This is a genomic window from Paenibacillus barengoltzii G22 (genome assembly GCF_000403375.2).
Classification (GTDB): domain Bacteria; phylum Bacillota; class Bacilli; order Paenibacillales; family Paenibacillaceae; genus Fontibacillus; species Fontibacillus barengoltzii.
This window is the reverse complement of sequence record NZ_KE159653.1, coordinates 107,464-122,880: the sequence shown is the minus strand read 5'-3', so window position 1 is coordinate 122,880 and position 15,417 is coordinate 107,464. Positions and strand designations below refer to the sequence as shown.

Here is a 15,417-nt window from a genome sequence, read left to right as displayed (position 1 = left end):
AATGAACCCATTTCATCTTCAGGAGTGTGAAGCCATGACAAGCAATCAGACGACGAACCGCGAACGGTTCCAGGGTAAAACAGCGATTATCACCGGAGCCGGTTCCGGGATCGGCAAGGCGGCTGCAGTGAAGCTGGCCAGCGAAGGGGCGAAGGTCGCGCTGTTCGATCTGTTGGATGAACGCACGGAGCAGACGGCGCGAGAAATCAATGCGATGCGTGAGGGAGCAGCCCGTGCGTTTGATGTCGACGTGGCGGACCCGGCGCGGGTCGAACAGGCGGTGCGCGAAGCTGCTGAGCATTTTGGCGGCATCGACATCGTCTTCGCGAATGCCGGCATCAACGGCAAACTGGCGCCCGTCGAGGATCTGAGCTTTGAGGATTGGGAGAAGACGCTGAACATCAATTTGACGGGCACGTTCCTGACCGTGAAATATACCGTTCCTTACCTAAAACAACGGGGCGGCGGCAGTATTATCATTACCAGTTCCATTAACGGCAATGATAAATTCTCCGGCTTCGGGATGTCGGCTTATAGTACGACGAAAGCGGGACAAGTAGCTTTTGCGAAAATGCTGGCCTTGGAGCTGGCCCAATTCAAAATTCGCGTAAATGCGATCAGCCCCGGCGCCATCGCTACCAACATCGATGCTTCAACCGAGAAGACCAAGGAGCTGCAGGAGATCGTTATTCCGGTTAAATATCCAAAGGGCTCACAGCCCTTGGCAGACGGCCCGGGCCAACCGGAGAATGTGGCGGATCTCGTTGCCTTTTTGGCTTCGGACGAGTCCATCCATATTACCGGAGCCCGAATTGTAATCGATGGGGCGGAGTCGCTGCTATAATGTTTCACCTAGAGTGAAACGATCCAATGAGATGAACGCTTTCGCAATCGCGGAGGCGTTTTTTTTTGAAGATATCAGATTGGCATCTGTAAATGAATCCCGATGAAGCTGTGGTATGATACTGGAAGGATAAAGCTTAAGGAGAGATGGAGATGCTGTCCTGGTTAGCGGAACAGAAGATTGCAGAAGCGATGGCCCGCGGGGAGTTTGATCATTTGCCTGGGAAAGGTAAGCCGCTGAAGGTGGAGGACTTATCCGGGGTTCCCGAGGATTTGCGAATGGCCTATAAGCTGATGAAAAATGCGGGGTATGTTCCCGAAGAAGTTCAACTGCAGCAGGAGATGGTTCGACTGGCCGACTTGCTTGCCGCCTGCCAGGACGGGCCGGAGAAGCAGGCTTTGAAGAAGCGGCTGACGGAGCAGCAGCTGCGGCTTAATCTACTCATGAGTGAGCGCGGTTTATCAGCGAATCCGGCGTTCCGGCAGTATGAAGAAGCCATCCGCCGGAAGCTGGAATAGGAAGCTGGAGTCTGCTGAACACTAGAATACCAGTGTGAGGGAAGCTGAGAAGGGTGACAGAGCAGAGGGCTCGCACCAGTTAGGGCGTAAGCTAGGCAGTAGCTGTGTCACTCATCAGCTTCTGTATCATGGCTTCACTTAACACAAACGGCTCCCGTGAGATCCGGTCCATTCGGAAGCTGGGAATCAACTCGTTGGCCTTTACAGCTTCCGGGCGCTCGATTAAGCCGCTGATGTAGGCAAGCCAGCCGATGACCGTCTCCGGCTTCGTACCGGCGGCGCGCAGTGCTGGTAGCCCCAAGTCGCCATGGCGTTTGGCCAACCGCCGTCCGTCCTCGCCAAGGATAAGCGGGGCGTGAGCGAACTTCGGCGGCGTCAAATCTAACGCAGTATAGAGATGGAGCTGGCGGGGCGTGGAGTCGAGCAAGTCGTCACCGCGCAGCACATCGGTGATCCCCATCAGGGCATCATCTACAGTTACCGCCAGTTGATAAGAATACATATGATCGGCCCGACGCACGACAAAATCCCCGCCGCTGCCCGGAGGGAAGACCTGCGGCCCGGCGATCCCGTCGACGAAGCGAATTTCCTCCGGACCAATTGCAAATCGGAGTGACGGATCTTTGTGCTGCGCTCGGCGTTGCTGCTCCTCCGGGCTTAAGGCGCGGCAAGTGCCGGGATAGGGGGCTCCTTCTGAGGACAAGCCGTGCGGTGCCCCAGCCACCGCAAGCAGCTCCGCCCGGCTGCAGAAGCAAGGGTATAGCCGGCCAGCGGCGTCCAGCTTGGCCAGCGCCTCCTCATAAAGCTCGGTCCGTTCGCTTTGCAGGTAAGGACCGGACGCCTCCGAGGCGCCCGGTCCTTCATCCCAGTCTAACCCCAACCAGCGAAGATCGGCGAGAATCCGTTCCGTGATCGCCGGCTTGGAGCGTTGGGTGTCGATATCTTCAATGCGCAGCACGAAGGTTCCTCCCGCTGCGCGCATTTGCAACCAGGAGAGCAGTGCGATTTTCGCGTTACCCAGGTGCATGTCGCCGGATGGCGTAGGTGCAAATCGTCCGCGTTTCATGATGCTTCACTTCCTCGATTGTTCACTTTTACGTATTATAAGCCTGCTTCGGGCTCTCGAGCGTTCCGGGCTTCGTCACCGCCCTCTGATGTATAAGCACTGTCCATATGAGGCGTGTCCAGCCTTTGGATTTCGATTTTCCGGATCCGGCTGTCTTCGCGCTCGAGGACCGTAAATTGCAAGTCTCCATAGACCAACTGGGTTCCTTCTTCGATGTCCAGGTTATGCCCATAGATCCAACCGCCGATCGTATCCGCCTCGTCTTCCTCCAAATCGGCGTCCAGCAACTCGTTAATCAGCGATACGGAAACTTTGCCGTCAACAATGAGGTGATTCGCCGCGACCTCGGTAATTTCCTGCTCTTCCTCCGCATCGAATTCATCGCGGATGTCGCCGACGATTTCTTCCAGAATGTCCTCGATGGTCACCATCCCGCTTGTACCGCCGTATTCGTCAATCAGCACGGCCATATGCGAACGTTCCTTCTGCATCTTGGTCAGCAGGGCCGGAAGGGGGATATTTTCCGAGACGGTCATCACAGGACGCACGAGGGAAACCAAAGGGACATCGGCCTGATCCTCGGGAGCCAGGAACAACGCTTTTGTATTTATCACCCCGATAATATTATCTTTATTTCCACGAATGACAGGAAATCGGGTGTATTGCTCCTGTCGAATCATTCTCAGGTTCTCCTCGCGGGATTTAGCTGCATCCAAGCAGACCATATCGGTTCTCGGAACCATGATATCTTTGGCGAGCAGATCATCAAAGGCGAAAATTCGGTTCATGAAGCGGTACTCGCTCTTGTTAATCCGGCCGCTGGCCAGGCTTTCGCTCAGCAACATCCGAAGCTCCTCCTCGCTGTGCGCGTCGTCCCAGTCCGCCGCAGGTTTCAGGCCAAGCCATGCTACGATGCGGCCGGAGGAACGGTTGAGCAGCCAGAGGAACGGGGATAGCAGGGTGCTCAATACCAAGAGCGGCCGGGCAAATGCCAGGATGATGGCTTCGCCCCGTTGGGCTGCCAGCACCTGCGGAACTAATCCGCCAAGCACAACATGCAGGTAGGTAATCGACACGAACGCGATAAGAAAAGAGAAAAAGGTTTCTACGGACTCCGATAAGGGCAGCCGAACAAAGATCGGCGCAAGCAGGCTGCGAACAATTGGCTGGCCCAGCCATCCCAGAGTCAGGGAGTTCACCATAATGGCCAGTTGGCAGGCTGACAACGCCTGATCGATCCGTTGCGACAGGGCGCGAAGTGCGGACGCTCCACGTCGGCCTTCCCGCGCCCAAGCTTCGATGGTCCGCGGGTGTAACGCACGCAGTGATGCTTCAATGATGACAAACAATGCGGTAAGTACGATCAGCAGTAAAAGGACGAGCAGCTTTAGCAATCGTTTTTCCTCCGATCCCTTCGTTTCTTAGCACCGTATGGTAAAATGTTCTCATAGTGTAACCCGTAAGGAGAGAATCATGACAAAGCTTCCTTTGCCTATTGATGAAGTCATCCCTGAGCTGCAACAAGCGCTTGACCAAGCGGGAACTGCCGTGCTGCTGGCGGAGCCCGGGGCAGGCAAAACGACGCGTGTTCCGCTGTCGCTCCTAAGCGAACCTTGGCTTGGGGGACAGCGGATTTTGCTGCTGGAGCCGCGGCGTTTGGCAGCACGGGCTGCGGCTGTCTATATGGCGTCCCAGCTTGGTGAAGCGGTGGGCGAGACGGTGGGCTACCGTATGCGGGGTGACAGCCGAGTGTCGGCGAACACGCGGATCACGGTCGTCACCGAAGGGATTTTGACGCGAATGCTGCAGCAGGACCCGGCCTTAATCGGGACAGGCCTGGTCATTTTCGACGAATTTCATGAGCGCAGTCTGCATGCTGATCTGGGTCTCGCTCTGGCTTGGCAAAGCCGCCAGCTGCTTCGTGACGACCTGCGGCTGCTTGTGATGTCGGCGACATTGGACGCTCGGCCGATCGCCGAGATGCTGGATGGTGCGCCAGTAGTGCAAAGCCGGGGACGCATGTTCCCGGTGGAGACGGTATATGCGCCGGGAGCTGCAAACGAGCCGCTGGAACGGAAGGTGCACCGGGCGGTTCGCCGGGCCCTTGCCGAGCATGACGGCAGCGTGCTCGTGTTCCTGCCGGGCGCACGGGAAATCCGGCGCACCGAGTCGTTGCTGGCCGCGGATGGGCTGCCGACGGGCGTGATTTTGGCGCCGCTGTACGGGGCGATGCCGCAAGCGGAGCAGCGGCGGGCGATTGAGCCTGCGCCAGCAGGGCAGCGCAAGGTCGTGCTGGCGACGTCGATCGCCGAGTCCAGCCTGACCGTGGATGGCGTGACGGTCGTGATCGACAGCGGCCTCCGCCGCACGTCGTTATTCTCGCCGCGCACCGGCATGAGCCGGCTGGTGACGGTGCGGGCGGCCCGCGACTCCGCCGATCAGCGGCGAGGCCGCGCCGGGCGGACAGCGCCCGGCGTGTGCTACCGCCTCTGGAGCGAGGCGGAGGACCGCCTGCTCCCTGCGCGGACGGCGCCGGAGATGCTTGAGGCGGACCTCGCGCCGCTCGCCCTGGAGCTGGCGGCGTGGGGCGCCGCCGCGCCGGACGAGCTGGCGTGGATCGACGCGCCGCCGCCGGCGCCGTACGCGCAGGCCGTCCAGCTGCTGCGCCAGCTGGACGCCTTGGATGCGGCCGGGCGTATCACCGCCCACGGCCGCCGCATGGCCGCGCTCGGGCTGCACCCGCGCCTCGCGCACATGCTCCTGCGGGCGCGCGAGCTGGGGCTCCGCGCGCCGGCATGCGCGTTGGCCGCGCTGCTCGAAGAGCGCGACCTGCTGCGCGGGCCAGCCGGACGCGACGCGGATTTGCGCGGCCGGCTGGCGCTGGTGATGGCCGCGTCCGGAGGCGCGGCCGGGGCCCCGGGCCCCCGGGGCAGGGGCGGCGGCCAGTTTGCCGCCGCAGTGCAGGAGCCCGGGCTGGGCGGGCTGCGGCGCATCGCTGCGCTCGCCCGCCAGTGGGAGCAGCGGCTCGCGGAGCAGGAGCCGCTGGCTGAGGCGTCGCCGCTCGGCGCGCCTGAGGCGCCCGCCGAGCTTGGCGGATGGGTCGTCGCGGATGCCGAAGACGACCCTGATTTCGAGCCGCCGGACAGCGAGGCCGCGTCCGGCGCTGAGCCCACAGCTCCCGCACCAGCCGGATCTGACCTGACTTCGCAAGCTCCATCTGCGTCCGTTCCTACGGATCTGGATCGCTGTTGCGGATTGCTTGTCTCCTTCGCATATCCGGATCGGATCGCGTTCCGCCGCCCCGATGGACGGTATGTGATGCGTAACGGGCGGGGGGCGCAGCTGCTCCACAAGGATTCCTTAGGTCAATCTGCGTTCTTGGCGATTGCCGAGGTTGACGACGAGGGGACCGAAGGGCGGATTTTGCTGGCAGCCCCGTTGGAGGAAGAGGACGTGTACCGCCATCATGCGGAGGGAATTACCGAGGAGAGGCGGGCGGAATGGGATGATGCATCGGGAACAGTGCGGGCGAGAATCCGCCGGACCTTTGGCGCAATCGTGCTGCGGGAGCAGCCGGATCCGTCGCCAAGCGCGGAGCAGATTGTGCAAGCATTGCTTGAGGCCGTTGCCACCAAAGGCGTTGGCATCTTGCCGTGGACGGAGAAGACGAGGAAGCTGCAAGAGAGGCTGATGTTTTTGCACCGCCTCAATCCGGACTGGCCGGATGTGTCCGATGATACGCTGGCCGCAACCGCGGAGGAATGGCTCGCGCCGTATTTATCCGGCGTTCGTAAGCGGTCGGATTTGCAGGCACTGTCTCTATACAATATCCTGGAGAGCCTGCTGACTTGGCCGCAACAACAGGAGTTAAATGCCGAAGCGCCAACACACCTGCTTGTCCCCAGCGGCTCCAAAATCCAAATCCACTACGACGGCCCTCAAGCCCCTTATGCGGCGGTACGCTTGCAGGAAGTGTTTGGCATGATGGAGACGCCGCGGATCGGGTTTGGACGGGTTCCCATTACGCTGCATTTGTTGTCACCGGCCAGCCGTCCCGTTCAGGTTACCTCAGACCTGCGTAGCTTTTGGGAACATACCTATTTTGAGGTCAAGAAGGACTTAAAGGGACGTTACCCGAAGCATTATTGGCCGGACGATCCGCTTCAAGCCACCGCAACCCGAAAAGTGCGACCGGATGGACAGCGTTAACATGAGTTTGGCGTGCCATCACTGACTTGAACCGGGATTGAACACGAAATATCGAATAGATTCAGCGGATAAGGGGCCATTTTGGCCTAATCTAAATGAAATTTCATATAAATTTGGGCTGATGGGAGCTTATTGCCACATTTTTATTTGAAAAATCATATAGATTTCCTGATTTCAACACTTTGTCACGAAATATGGATGAAAAATCGATTATATCGACCAAACCAGCGCCATATCCCATTTTTCAGACGCGGTGATCTTCTGAGATCGCCGCGTTTTTTGCATTTTTTAGCCGATTAATCGATTAAATAATAGAAAATTATCCTTTAATACCCATTTCTATTATGATTTAATAGATTTGTAGGCGCTACTTAGAGATCCTCTAGGCGCCGGGATTGGCTTTAAGCGCTTACAAGAAGTGAAATGAGATCAGTTATTTGTGGAGGTGATTGGCTGCGGCGGACAGAGGATAAGCGAGGAGCCTGTCGGATAGTTCCAAAGGGAAAGGAGAATGGTTGACGAACGCGAAAGACTCGTGACGTTGGCCCATTTCATGGATCACACAGCCAGAGTTCTTACTGCTAGCTTTATTCCAATTCAATTTCGATTGAAAGAGAGGGATTTAAGTGATGCATTCGAAGAGAACCCATAGCTTCACCAAGAAGTGGAAGCTGTTTACTCTGACCTGTCTGGCTTTATCTCTGCTGCTGCCTGGCGGCCTGCTCCAACCGAAAGCCGCTGAGGCTGCCGATCCTTACAAAATCGTTGCCTACTATCCATCTTGGGGAGCTTATGACCGCAATTTTAATGTCTATGATATCGACGCCTCCAAGATCACCCATATCAACTATGCTTTTGCCGATATCGCCTGGGACGGCCGTCACGGCAATCCGGACCCAGCCGGTCCGAACCCTGTAACCTGGCCGACGCAGGACGAGAAGGGCCAAACCATTAACGTGCCTAACGGCACAATCGTCTTGGGAGACCCTTGGATCGATACCGGCAAGTTATTTCCCGGCGACACCTGGGATCAACCGTATGCAGGCAATATTCATCAGCTCAATAAACTCAAACAGGCGAATCCGCACCTGAAGACGATCATTTCGGTAGGCGGGTGGACCTGGTCCAACCGCTTCAGCGATGTGGCTGCCAGCCAAGTTACACGCGAGACATTTGCTAACTCCGCTGTCGACTTCCTGCGGAAGTTTAACTTTGACGGCATTGATTTGGACTGGGAATACCCGGTTGCCGGCGGATTGCCGGGGAACAGCTATCGTCCCGAGGATAAGCAGAATTATACGAAGCTGCTTCAAGAGATCCGGAATAAGCTGGATTCCGCCGGTGCGGTTGATGGCAAAAGATATTTGCTGACGATCGCTTCAGGGGCTTCGCCTTCCTTCGTCAGCAATACCGAGCTTGGCAATATCGCCTCCATTGTCGATTGGATTAATATTATGACCTATGATTTTAACGGCGGGTGGCAGCAAATTACGGCCCATAATGCGCCGCTGTATTATGATCCGGCTGCTGGCAACGCTGGCGTACCCAGCGCCTCTGTCTTTAATGCCGACGCCGCAGTGCAAGGCCATTTGAACGCCGGAGTACCCGCCAATAAATTGGTGCTTGGCATTCCGTTCTACGGCCGCGGTTGGGATGGTGTAAACAACGCTGGCAACGGTCAATACCAAAGCGCCAGCGGAGGGTCTTCGGTAGGAACGTGGGAGGCCGGTTCCTTTGATTACTATGACCTGGAAGCAAATTATATCAATAAGAACGGGTATACCCGCTACTGGAACGATACAGCCAAGGTGCCGTATCTGTACAATCCTTCGGTCCGGCGGTTTATCTCGTATGACGATCCGCAATCCATCGGCTTCAAAACCGATTATATCAAGAGCCGCGGTCTTGCCGGGGCCATGTTCTGGGAGCTGAGCGGTGACCGCAACACAACGCTGCTCACCAAGCTGAGAAACGATCTGGGCGGAAGCATAACGCCGCCGGGAGATACGGTAGCTCCGTCTACGCCAACCGGTGTAACGGTCACCTCTAAAACGGCAAACTCCGTCACGTTAACTTGGCAGCCTTCTACCGATAACGTTGGCGTTGTGGGGTACAACGTCTTCCGGAACGGAATGCAAGCGGCCAGCGTAACGGGAACGACGGCGACGATCAGCGATCTTGCCCCTGATACGACGTATACATTTACCGTGGTTGCAAGGGATGCTGCAGGTAATGTCTCACCAGCCAGCGCTCCGGTTACGGTTACGACCGAGCCTGGAACCAACCCGGGCGACACGACCGCTCCAACCGCACCGGGCAACGTGATGGTGACGGCCAAAACCTCAACCAGCGTCAGCCTGAGCTGGAGCGCGTCGACCGATAACGTAGGCGTGACCGGTTATGAGGTATATAACGGCAGTCAGCTTGCTGCGACGGTAACGGGAACAACGGCGACGATCAGCGGCCTAGCGCCATCGACTTCCTATACGTTTACCGTGAAGGCCAAAGACGCCGCCGGCAATCTGTCACCTTCGAGCAACGCGGTGACGGTAACTACGGATTCGGAAGGGACAGGGCCGGCAGTTTGGGCACCTTATACGTCTTATACCGTAAATCAGCTTGTAACGTATAACGGTGTGACCTATAAAGTACTTCAAGCCCATACGTCACTGCCGGGCTGGGAACCGGATAAGGTGCCCGCATTATTTCAGGCGCTATAAGATTAAAATTTAAAATAACTAACATCTTGTGTACGCTTTCATTTTTCTATTGACGCTGGTGAGAGCTTGAATTATTATAGTCACATAACCGATTGACAATTTAATGACTTTTGGCGTGTTACCATTGATTTAGAATGGGCATGAGCCAGGGAAAGCAGACCTAGATTAACCATAGGCTTCTTTTCTTGGCTCTTTTTTTTCGCCTATATCTCCCAATATCCGGGAATAGGCATATTGATTTCTTAAAGATGCCAGAATATAGGTAATTAGAAATAGGAGGAGAGCCATATGTTTTCAAAATGGAGAAAGAAAAATACGGAGAGTAAAGTACTGGAGATCCTTTCACCGCTAACCGGGGAGGCTGTACCGTTAGCTCAAGTTCCAGATGAAGCGTTCGCCGGGGGCCATATGGGTCCAGGGATCGCCGTTGAACCGAGCGAAGGACGTCTGGTTGCACCGTTTGACGGTAAAGTCGTTCATGTGATCAAAAGTAATCATGCCGTGATGATGGAGCATTCGTCGGGATTGCAGTTTCTGTTCCACCTTGGAATCAATACCGTGTCGCTCAAAGGCGAGGGCTTTACCGCCCATGTCTCCGTGGGGGACAAAGTTAAAGCAGGTCAGCTGCTTATCGAATTCGATATTGCAGCCATTCGCGAAGCGGGTTATCCGGTGATTTCGCCAATTATAGTAACAAACGCCGGAGAAGTGACAAGCAGCGTTGAACCTATCACCGGTCCTGTGACGGCAGGCAGCAGCGTCATTTTGAAGGCGGTTTTACAATAAAATACAAGAAGTAAAGAAAGGATGGTTAATGCATGCTAGCTTTTCTCCAGAAAATCGGTAAGTCATTGATGCTACCGGTTGCAACACTGCCTGCAGCGGCAATTCTGCTCAGGTTCGGCAGCATCGACTACATCAAGGATTTTCACCTGGGGGATGGTGTTGGGGGATTTCTCAACACGTATATCGCACCGTTCTTGGCAGCAGGCGGGGGAACGATCTTTGACAATCTTCCGCTGATCTTTGCTGTTGGCGTTGCGATTGGTTTGGCCGGAGATGCGGTAGCTGCTTTATCCGCCGTTATCGGTCATTTGATTTTGCTGAACGTGCTTAGTCGAGTACCCGGCATTTTCCCAGAACTCATGCAATCCGCCGATACCAAACTCGATATGGGTGTACTAGGTGGTATTATCGTAGGTTGTATCTCAGCCTATTTGTACAAACGGTACCATAATATCAAGCTGCCAGATTGGTTAGGTTTCTTTGGCGGCAAACGATTTGTTCCAATGGTCACTGCCGTAACGATGGTTATTGTAGGTTTGATTTTCGGTTTGATTTGGGGACCGGTCCAAGCAGCTTTGGATGTTTTTGGCGATTGGGTAACCAGTCTGGGCGGCATTGGTTCGGCTATTCATATCATTGCGAACCGGTTGTTGATTCCGTTTGGTCTGCACCATATCATCAACTCAATTGTATGGTTCCAAATCGGGGACTTTACGAATGCAGCAGGGGACGTCATTCATGGCGATTTGCACCGTTTCTTCGCTGGAGACAAGACAGCAGGTATGTTTATGACCGGCTTCTTCCCGATCATGATGTTTGGTCTTCCGGCCGCAGCTTTTGCGATTATTCATACGGCTAAACCGGAAAGACGCAAAATGGTAAGCTCCATCTTCTTAGGAGCGGCATTGGCATCGTTCTTGACGGGGATTACAGAACCGTTGGAATTTGCCTTCATGTTTGTCGCTCCGGTGCTCTATGGGGTTCACGCAGTGCTGTCGGGGATTGCAGCTTATGTCACTTACGCGTTGGGTATGAAGCTTGGTTTCGGCTTCTCCGCGGGTTTCATAGACTACGCAATTAACTATCAAATCTCGACCAAGCCGTTGCTGCTCATCCCAGTAGGTCTGGTTACGGCGGTTGTATACTATATCATCTTCCGCTTCTTGATTGTCAAGTTGAATTTGAAAACACCAGGTCGTGAAGACGCTGAGGATATCGCTGAATCGGTAGAGGAAGAGACTTCCGGAACAGGGAAGGGAGCTACCGACAACCGTTCAGCCAAAATTCTGGCGAACATCGGCGGACCGGAAAATATTGAGTCCGTGGATGCGTGCATTACCCGCCTTCGCCTCGTAGTCAAGGACGATAAGCAAGTTAACGATGCCGCATTGAAGCAATTGGGTGCATCGGGCGTCATGAGACTCGGCAAAGGCGCTGTCCAAGTCGTGTTCGGACCGCAATCCGAAGCGATCAAGGATGACATCAAAAAAATGCTGTAAGGTAACGCACGTACTACAAAGCAGGGCGGAATGGCAGTTCCGCCTTGCTTTTTTATTTTACGGCTTTATCACACGAAAGGATTCAATTTTTTTGTCTAACGCTTGCCAGCCTGATCTCGGGTTAGGTAAAGTTAAGTCGAACGAAAACGACTTAAGGAGTTAGACGATGTCCTATAAATTTACGAAATGGTTGATCTTGATCATTCCAACGTTGGTGGTCGGGGTCTGGGAGGTGGTACGCCACCAATTTCTCATGCCCTTTGTGTCGATGGAGCTTGGGAATGTGCTGACACCGATTATTTTGTTTGCGGTGAGTATTACCTTGCAATATCGCTGGTTCGCAAACCTAGAACGCATGCAGGAAGAATTACAGCGGGAGCGGGCGCTGAAGGCCCGATTGGAGCAGCGGGAGCAGCTGGCTCGCGAGCTGCACGACGGAATCGCGCAATCTCTGTTCCTGCTCTCCGTCAAGGTGGACCGGGCCGAACGGCAACAACAGGCGGCAGGCAGTTCGTATGATTGGAACGGGCTGCGCAAATCAATTCATGAAGTGAACCGGTATGTACGAGAGGCGATTTCCGACCTGCGGATTCCTCCGGGCGCTCGGGAAGGTGAAGGGGATGAAGCCTCCATGTCGGCGATCGTGCGTCGAATTGCGGTGGAACAGCAACTCACGTTGCATTTGGACTGGCAATTGGAGGAAGCGGGTTGGCCGGCGAAGGCGAAGATGGTGCTGGTATCCTGCCTGCGGGAAGCGGTCATTAACGCAGCCAAGCATGCGGGCGTACAAGCCATCGAGATCTCGGCATCTGGAGATGCGCACAGTTTCACCGTCACGATTACAGATCGCGGACGCGGCTTCACGGAAGAGGCTGCAGTCAAACCAGGCCGCTACGGCCTGCAGATTATGCGGGAGCGGACGAACGAGATGGGCTGGGAACTGACAGTTGCGTCCCGGTCGGGAGAAACGATGATTCAAATTCGGGGAGGAGATGGTACAGATGAAGGTTCGCGTGTTGGTCGTGGATGATCATCCGCATGCGCGGGAAGCGATCGGGGAGATATTGGCCGAGGATGATTCATTTGAAATCGTGGCTTACGCGGAAAATGGCGACGAAGCCATCGCCCAGACGGAGCGGTGGATGCCGGATTTGATCTTGATGGATATTCGCATGCCGGGCAAGGATGGCTTGGAAACCACCCGCGAGATCAAGCTGCGCTACCCTTATGTGAAGATCGTCCTCATTACGGTATCGGATGATGCTGCTCATCTGTTTGAAGCGCTGAAGCAAGGCGCCCAGGGGTACCTGCTCAAAAATCTGGAGCCCGGAACCTGGTTGGAATATTTAAGGGCCATCGCCAGCGATGAAGCGCCATTATCCAGTGAGTTGGCATTGCGGATTTTGCAGGAGTTTCCGGTGAACAAACGATCAAACAGCGAGCAACCTCCGTTAACCGCCCGCGAACGGGAGATCCTCGGCTGGGTTGCGCAGGGTATGACCAATCGGGAGATTGCCGGGGTACTGCATATTTCCGACCAGACGGTCAAAAACCATCTCAAAAACATCTTGCAAAAGCTGCATTTGGAAAATCGGGTACAACTCACGCGTTATGCGCTGGAGCAAGGGTGGATTGACTCGCGGGGCTGATTTCAACTGCATCAGGGACAAAGCTTGAAGTTGTGATGGAAATCACAAGGCATGAATCCTTCCCGTTCTAAACTGATAATAGCTCTTAGTTCAAGAGGGGGAAAGGCTGATGAACCAACGTTTGGGTGCTGTTGCCCGGTTGATTGCGGCCGGGATGCTATTGCTAACGGGATGTGCTGACGCCCCAGGGCGCTATATCAGCGGTTCTGAACCGGCAGCGGAAACGGCAGGACCGGTGAAGTCGTTTACTGTTTATGCCAGTTCTTCAGGATATGACTTGACAGAAATTAAGGTCAAAAAGGGCGATACGGTGCAAATTACGCTCGAAAATACCCAAGGGATGCATTCGCTGAAAATCAAGGGATACAACAAAGAAGTTCGCGGCGGCAAAACGATTACGTTTACGGCTGACCAAGCCGGAACCTTTGAGTACTCCTGCAACATCTCCTGTGGGAAGAACCATAAGCAAATGAAAGGCGTCCTGATCGTAAAATAACAAGCTGACGGCTCATCCCCATAGATGAAGCCGTCAGCTTGTTTTGATAATTACCTCAAAAATACCCTAACTGTTCCTTGGCTGTCTCCGACATATGCTCCGGCGACCAGCGCGGCTCCCAGACGATGTCGATGACGGGGTTTTGGATGCCAAGTTGATCATGAAGTACCCATCGAACACCGCCCACGATGGTATCATGCATCGGACAGCCAGGTGTTGTTAAGGTCATTTGAATGTAAACTTGATCCTCTTCTTCCCGAATATCGTATACCAGCCCAAGATCCACGATATTTACCCCAAGCTCGGGATCATAAACCTCACGCAGGCATTCACGGATTTGTTCAATTTTATTCATGGCGACTCCCTCCATTTGTATTGTCATTAATGTGCAAACACCATCGCGATTATAGCGATGTAAGCCACCGAAACGATAGATAATACGGCGCCTCCAACGGCAATCCCGATCGAGGAGCCGGTCACGATGCCAATAAGGACGGTCAAATTCGCGCAAAGAATCAAGGTCAACCCAAGATTCACTTTCCGTTCGTCCAACAGGTCGGCCAGCACCGGCGTTCCCGGGCGTCCGGCTTGTTTGCCGTATTTGTAGGTCCACCATAGGAAAGGTATAATTTTGGACACGTAGCCAAGCACCGTAAACGAGACCCAGCAGCTTAAGTAAACAAAGCCAGCGGTAAGAACGGTTTGGGTTTCCAGCAGTTGCCCCGGTGACAGCAGCGACCGTACCGCAAACATGACCGCAAAGGCGGCAAAGATTTGGCTCCCGGTCATTGTCCACTCAATGCCTGCCCCCGGGCTGCGCTTATGCCGTTTATTACGGATTTGCAGCAGATGAACGTTATAACAAAGGACGGCAACGACGATCAGGAGCAGTGCGGCGATTTTGAAGCCTGTCGGTAAACCAAACAGAAAGGAAGCCGCGCCCAGCAGAACTCCTGCGTTCCATACGCCCCAAACGACGTATTCCAGACGAGTTGGATAGTCATGGGACAAGTAAAACATCGGCAGCAGCTTATAACTGAACCCGGTGATCAACAGTCCAAACCAGCCTAATGTTCCTAGCCAAATATGCGTGCCAAATAGGTTTTCGTGCAAATCGTTGTATAGACCGGTCGCAAAATTGATCCCCATCGCCATCCCGGATAACCCCGTGAGCAGTAGGTAAAATATCGCGCAGGCGGTGCTTATGGTGATTGCGTTCCACGTTCTGGCCCGCAGCAACGTAGCGGTCAGGTTCCAGACGAACAAGACAACTCCTGAGAATGCAATTGTCGCAAAGCCGCCAATCCAATACGTATCGCCTTGAATGAAACCAAACAGCAGCCCAAACAGCCCAATGGTAAACAGCGCAAAATGCACATACCCGAGACGTTCACTGTAAATTTTCGACTGCAAAATAACGTTGATCAGCTGGTAGACGGCACCCATTGCCAGCATGGTTGCCCAGCCCAGTACAAACAGGTGGACTTGGAACCAGCCAGCCGGGCCGCGGATATCATCGCCGATCCAGCCCGTGAGCGACATCAGGGAGGTGGCGTGAAACAGGACGAATCCGAAGATTCCGGTGACGATAAAGAGAAAAGGCAGGCGGGACATGGCTGGCATCAGGTTC

The 15,417-nt window shown here is 54.8% G+C and carries 13 protein-coding genes; 9 read left to right on the top strand and 4 right to left on the bottom strand.

Features of this window, described 5'->3' with window-relative positions:
• Nucleotides 1-34: 34 nt before the first annotated feature.
• On the top strand, nt 35-844 hold the full coding sequence (locus tag C812_RS08880) for an SDR family oxidoreductase (RefSeq protein ID WP_016312334.1): 810 nt from the start codon (nt 35-37) through the stop codon (nt 842-844).
• Nucleotides 845-990: 146 nt separating this feature from the next.
• On the top strand, nt 991-1,362 hold the full coding sequence (locus C812_RS08875) for a DnaJ family domain-containing protein (RefSeq protein ID WP_036624985.1): 372 nt from the start codon (nt 991-993) through the stop codon (nt 1,360-1,362).
• 91 nt (nt 1,363-1,453) lie between these two features.
• Here C812_RS08875 and gluQRS read toward each other — a convergent pair whose 3' ends face one another.
• Nucleotides 1,454-2,428 (bottom strand): tRNA glutamyl-Q(34) synthetase GluQRS, encoded by a 975-nt coding sequence (gene gluQRS / locus C812_RS08870; protein WP_016312332.1) that lies wholly within the window; start codon nt 2,426-2,428, stop codon nt 1,454-1,456.
• A 35-nt stretch (nt 2,429-2,463) separates the two neighbouring features.
• Nucleotides 2,464-3,822, bottom strand: coding sequence for a hemolysin family protein (locus tag C812_RS08865; RefSeq protein WP_016312331.1), 1,359 nt, complete (start codon nt 3,820-3,822; stop codon nt 2,464-2,466).
• Nucleotides 3,823-3,901: 79 nt separating this feature from the next.
• Here C812_RS08865 and hrpB point away from each other — a divergent pair, with 79 nt between their 5' ends.
• From hrpB to C812_RS08830, 7 genes are all read left to right on the top strand, one after another.
• Nucleotides 3,902-6,637 (top strand): ATP-dependent helicase HrpB, encoded by a 2,736-nt coding sequence (hrpB, locus tag C812_RS08860; protein WP_016312330.1) that lies wholly within the window; start codon nt 3,902-3,904, stop codon nt 6,635-6,637.
• A gap of 629 nt (nt 6,638-7,266) precedes the next feature.
• The gene (locus C812_RS08855) at nt 7,267-9,357 is read left to right on the top strand and encodes a glycosyl hydrolase family 18 protein (RefSeq protein WP_016312329.1); all 2,091 of its coding nucleotides are present in this window, start codon (nt 7,267-7,269) and stop codon (nt 9,355-9,357) included.
• 288 nt (nt 9,358-9,645) lie between these two features.
• Complete coding sequence (locus C812_RS08850; protein ID WP_016312328.1) at nt 9,646-10,143, top strand: PTS sugar transporter subunit IIA; 498 nt, start codon at nt 9,646-9,648, stop codon at nt 10,141-10,143.
• A gap of 32 nt (nt 10,144-10,175) precedes the next feature.
• Nucleotides 10,176-11,642: an N-acetylglucosamine-specific PTS transporter subunit IIBC gene (nagE, locus tag C812_RS08845; RefSeq protein ID WP_016312327.1), complete on the top strand. Its 1,467-nt coding sequence runs from the start codon at nt 10,176-10,178 to the stop codon at nt 11,640-11,642.
• Between the two features lie 166 nt (nt 11,643-11,808).
• On the top strand, nt 11,809-12,672 hold the full coding sequence (locus C812_RS08840) for a sensor histidine kinase (protein ID WP_016312326.1): 864 nt from the start codon (nt 11,809-11,811) through the stop codon (nt 12,670-12,672).
• Nucleotides 12,644-13,291: a response regulator gene (locus tag C812_RS08835; protein WP_016312325.1), complete on the top strand. Its 648-nt coding sequence runs from the start codon at nt 12,644-12,646 to the stop codon at nt 13,289-13,291. Before C812_RS08840 ends, C812_RS08835 begins: the two co-directional genes overlap by 29 nt.
• Before the next feature lie 109 nt (nt 13,292-13,400).
• Nucleotides 13,401-13,787: a cupredoxin domain-containing protein gene (locus tag C812_RS08830; protein WP_016312324.1), complete on the top strand. Its 387-nt coding sequence runs from the start codon at nt 13,401-13,403 to the stop codon at nt 13,785-13,787.
• A gap of 55 nt (nt 13,788-13,842) precedes the next feature.
• Here the strand turns inward: C812_RS08830 and C812_RS08825 are convergent, their stop codons facing one another.
• Both C812_RS08825 and C812_RS08820 read right to left on the bottom strand, forming a co-directional pair.
• On the bottom strand, nt 13,843-14,142 hold the full coding sequence (locus tag C812_RS08825) for a metal-sulfur cluster assembly factor (RefSeq protein WP_016312323.1): 300 nt from the start codon (nt 14,140-14,142) through the stop codon (nt 13,843-13,845).
• A 26-nt stretch (nt 14,143-14,168) separates the two neighbouring features.
• Entirely contained in the window at nt 14,169-15,410 is a 1,242-nt protein-coding gene (locus C812_RS08820) for a heme-copper oxidase family protein (RefSeq protein ID WP_016312322.1), read from the bottom strand.
• Nucleotides 15,411-15,417 lie beyond the last annotated feature (7 nt).